The sequence below is a fragment of the Maritimibacter harenae genome (assembly GCF_009882975.1).
GTDB classification, from domain to species: domain Bacteria; phylum Pseudomonadota; class Alphaproteobacteria; order Rhodobacterales; family Rhodobacteraceae; genus Maritimibacter; species Maritimibacter harenae.
The window spans coordinates 253,001-256,276 of sequence record NZ_WTUX01000002.1 but is presented as its reverse complement, the minus strand read 5'-3'; the positions used below and the strand labels follow the sequence as shown (position 1 = coordinate 256,276).

Below are 3,276 nucleotides of genomic sequence, written 5' to 3'. Positions count from 1 at the left end.
TGAAGCCCATGACCCGGTCGAAATGCGCCCTGCTGACCAGCGAGCCCATCGTGGTGCCTTCCTCGGTGGGAATGCCAGGCTTGAAGCGCTTCACCTTATCGGCCAGCCGCTCGACCACGGCGTCGTGCAATTCGTCGTGAAGGAACGCTCTGCTGGTCGAACCGCAGGACTGGCCGCACCAGCCGAAGTTCATCCCCGCGACGATCGCGTCCGCCACCTTGTCTGGATCACTGTCCGGATAGGCGATCAGAGCGTTCTTACCGCCAAGTTCGAGAAGCACCGGCTTTATCGTGTCGCTGGCGCCATGCATGACGGCCCGGCCCGCGCCCACCGATCCGATCAGGGTCACCTTGGCGACATCCCGATGCGCAGCCAGACCAGCACCCGCTTCCGTGCCACCCGGCAGAACGGAAAAAACGCCAGCGGGCAGCAAGTCCTCGACGATTTCCANCCGGCGGCTTGATGATAACCGCATTACCTGCCGCCAGCGGCGCGGCCATCTTGCCTCCACAGAACATGAACGGATGATTGAATGCGAGGATACGCGCCACCACGCCCATCGGCTCTCGCGTGGTCATGTTCACCCGATCGGGGCCCATCGGGATCGTGTCTCCCTTCATCTCGGTCACGAGGCCGGCGAAGAATTCCATTTGCGCGGCAGCGACGCCCGCGTCCCCCNCGTGTTCGCGCAGCCGCGCGGCGATTTCCTTGAGAATTCGGGCCCGCTCCAGCGGTGCGACATCGCGCCATTCGCGAAAGCCTGCATCCGCAGCAACCACGGCCGCATCGACGTCGGCCTGAGTCGCCACGGCGACAGGCGCCAAGGCTTTGCCGGTCGCCGGATTCACCGTGTCTTCGTAACCGCCCGCGCTCGGCTTGTGCCAGCGCCCACCGTAATAGAGATCACGGTGTTTCGGCAGCGATGCCTCTATATCGAGGCGCGATGACTCGCCCATCACAGGTCTCCTCCCCGTTTGTCGGCGCGCCCCTCTCCCAGAAGCCGCGCCCATGAATTTGTCGTATCGTGCCATATCGGCGGTCGTGGACGTCGCCACGACGTCTCTGCCGGTTCAGACCGACATGTCGCTCAAGAGTTGCAGGAAACGCTTTCCGGACATCACTTCACGCAGCGGCAACTTGGCTTGCTCGGCGTCCAGTTCGGCGTCGTATGACAGCCCGCGCCCGTCCCAGAACCACCAGTAGACGATCTCGCCCTGCTTGTCGCGGATCGGCATCCGGAAGGTAGGGAACGCGCCGTATGCCTCGGGCACGGCGACGTTTTCCACGAAACTGCACGCGGCGCCAGCCTGCGCCAGCGCCCGGTCGACCGGGATCATGGCCATGAACCGGGTCTCACCCGCGACCAGGGTACCAAGATCCGCGGGTCGATCTTCGTGGAGCCGGTCCAGCGCGCGAACCACTGGCGGGTAACTCGGATGCATGTGCGTGACCTGCACGTAAGCAAGTCCGCCGTCGGTGGTGATTTCCAGCACGTCTCCGGGCTTCAGTTCACTCATCTTGCACCCCCTTCAAAGGCTGTAGGCTTCCTGCGTCGACGGATGGAACAGTTCGTCCACCGAAACGCGTCTCGGCGACAGTCCCTGCGCGTGGTGATAGCCAAGGAACTTCTCAAGCACGTGCGCATTGCCAACGACGCCGTAGGTCCAGGGGTCCTGCCCCATAAGCGCTTGCGCACGGTTCAGGTTATCCTCGACGAAGGGCATGGTGACCTTGGTCGCCGAAGTATCCTGCAGCGCGTCCTGCGCCAGCTTCTTCGATTCCGAGAATGCCTTGAGCAGAGCGCCGGGAAGCCAAGGGTGCTGGTCCGCCAGGGTGCGGCGCACTCCGAGCACGTGCATGATCGGGAACACTTTGGTCCGTCGGTAGAAATCTTCGGCAGCGCTCACGCTGTCGGAGAACAGCCGGCCAACGTGTGGATGCCCTTCGGCAAAGCAGCGCGGCCAGCGCGGACCGATGAACCCGTCGATCTCGCCCGCTTCCAGCATGCCGTTCAAGGTGGCACCCTCCGGCNGGTCGACCTTGATCTTCTCCGGACGGCCCGGCGTGTCCATGCCGCCGCGCACCCACGTGACGTCCGACGGACGCACGCCGAAGTCTTCCTCTAGGATGCCACGCACCCAGACGTTGGCCGAAAGCTGATATTCGGCGATGCCGATCCGCTTGCCCCTCAGGTCTTCCGGCTTCTCGATGCCTTTGTCGGTGCGGATGTAGACCGAGGTGTGGCGGAAGGCCCGGCTCAGGAACACCGGGACCGCAACGTAGTGCGGGTCACCGCGTGCGNTTGACGCGACCGTCGACGATGGCCCGGGTCCGGTCGTAGTTGCCCATGGCGAGGGAAAGGGTCAGGTCGCTCAAGGTGTCATCTCCTCCTGGTAAATTCCGCATTGGCGCGTGAGTTCGGCCGCCACGCCGGTTTCGGCCGAGTGCAGGATTGCGTGGCAAACTTCGAGGCTCGCCCGCCCCCAGCGCCCCGTCTGCGCCGGAGGTTTGTTGCGCCGCACCGCGGCCACCAGCGCATCGATCACTGTCTCGCGCGGGACAGTGCTCAGCGGCGTCTCCTCGAAGTGCCGCGCGAAGTCGCCGAAAACCTCCACACCGTCGGGAGTGAGGCGCAGGTCACCCCGGTCGCAGAGCACGATGACCGGGCCGAAATGTTCATGGTGACACGCAGTCGGCGGGGCGTCTCCGGCGCCATAGGTCCGCGTGGTCTTGAGGCGAGCCTCAGCCTCGGCGTCGAGCCCCTCGAGCGCCCTACGGGCGCGGCCGTAGCCTTCCGGTGACTTGTCGCCACCGAGTTCGGCCACATTGTTCATCCAGATGTCGCTGTCGAAGTGGGCGTATCCCGAATAGGTCAGAGTGGCGAAGGCGCCGCCATGGAAATCCATGAGGGCGGAGTAGGCGCCTTCCGTCGGACGCCCCGGGTCCCAGGCCCCTGTCATCGCCGAGACANAGAGTAACCGCACGATGTCGATCTGGTGGACGCCCTGGCTGAACAACACGCCACCGCCCTCTTCGGTGCGCAACTCTTCGGGTCGGCGGGGCCGGTAGAGGAAATCCGTGTAGTTGAAGGCCTGCACCATGCGCACGGCGCCCAGCGTGCCGCTATCGATCATCGCCCGCGCCTGCAGGATCGGCGCATCGAAACTGTGGCTTGGTCCCACGATCAGGTGGACGCCGGCGTCTTCGGCCGCTTTCACCATCCGATCGGCATCGTCGAGCGTGACTGCCAAGGGCTTGTCGACGAGAATGTGTTTA

Annotated in this window: 3 protein-coding genes and 1 pseudogene (1 of these 4 running past the window's edge); all 4 read right to left on the bottom strand. The window is 64.5% G+C overall.

Annotated elements, in window-relative coordinates:
* Window positions 1–956, bottom strand: a pseudogene (locus GQE99_RS01265) (aldehyde dehydrogenase family protein); the annotation flags it as partial.
* A gap of 114 nt (window positions 957–1,070) precedes the next feature.
* A complete protein-coding gene (locus tag GQE99_RS01260; protein ID WP_161349764.1) occupies window positions 1,071–1,517 on the bottom strand; it encodes a hypothetical protein in 447 nt (148 codons plus the stop codon).
* Window positions 1,518–1,529: 12 nt separating this feature from the next.
* A complete protein-coding gene (locus GQE99_RS01255) occupies window positions 1,530–2,267 on the bottom strand; it encodes an ABC transporter substrate-binding protein (RefSeq protein WP_161349763.1) in 738 nt (245 codons plus the stop codon).
* A gap of 105 nt (window positions 2,268–2,372) precedes the next feature.
* On the bottom strand, window positions 2,373–3,276 hold part of the coding region annotated (locus tag GQE99_RS01250) for a Gfo/Idh/MocA family oxidoreductase (RefSeq protein ID WP_235917059.1) (this coding region is incomplete at its 5' end). Its footprint extends 22 nt past the window's final position; 904 of 926 annotated nt are visible.